This is a genomic window from Clostridium boliviensis, from assembly GCF_033342255.1.
GTDB lineage: Bacteria > Bacillota > Clostridia > Lachnospirales > Lachnospiraceae > Lacrimispora > Lacrimispora boliviensis.
In genome coordinates this window covers 1-562 of record NZ_JAWONS010000032.1, presented here as the reverse complement: position 1 = coordinate 562, position 562 = coordinate 1, and the positions used below count along the sequence as shown (strand labels likewise).

The 562-nt window shown below is 62.3% G+C and carries 2 protein-coding genes; one reads left to right on the top strand and one right to left on the bottom strand.

The genetic code is table 11. From position 1 onward, the window contains the following. The coding region (locus tag RZO55_RS02120) for an ATP-dependent Clp protease proteolytic subunit (RefSeq protein ID WP_318062657.1) at window positions 1-195 on the bottom strand (195 nt) is incomplete at its 3' end. Between RZO55_RS02120 and RZO55_RS02115 the strand changes: the two genes are divergently transcribed. Then, the coding region (locus RZO55_RS02115) for a hypothetical protein (RefSeq protein WP_318062656.1) at window positions 194-562 on the top strand (369 nt) is incomplete at its 3' end. The genes RZO55_RS02120 and RZO55_RS02115 overlap by 2 nt on opposite strands.

Genomic DNA, 562 nt, shown 5'->3' with positions numbered 1-562 from the left:
ATGGATGTAGAGGTGGATGTCCTTTTGACTGTCCTCGGCGGCCAGGAAGAGGAGTTGGGCGACGACGGCGTTGGCTACGGCGTCGTCGATGGCGGAGCCGATGAAGACGATCCGGTCCTTCAATAGCCGGGAGTAAATGTCGTAGGAACGTTCGCCGCGTCCGGTCTGTTCGACGACGATCGGGGTGTGGTTCATGGATATCGCCTCGCTTTTTTCGGATGATGGCCGTCAGGCCGCCATCAACCGGCTTTGGGGGGGTTTGCCCGTCGAGATCCCGAAGCCCGAGGAGATGACGGTGATTTTGACGGGCGCCTGTCCCGATCGGGCGGGGATCACCCATTCCGTCACCGTCGCCTCCTGCCGCTCTCCGGGAAAGGGAATCACTCCCGGCGCCCCCGCCGGGGCGGATGTTTTGCCGGGAGCGGGATGCCAGATCACGACCGGGCGGTTTTCCCCTTTTTGCCCCCGGGAGGGGCGTTTTTTTTTCGAGTGCTCATTCCGGCTTACCTCCTTCAGGGATCTCCGGATAGATGACCGCCGCCACCCGGAAGGCGTTTTCGTC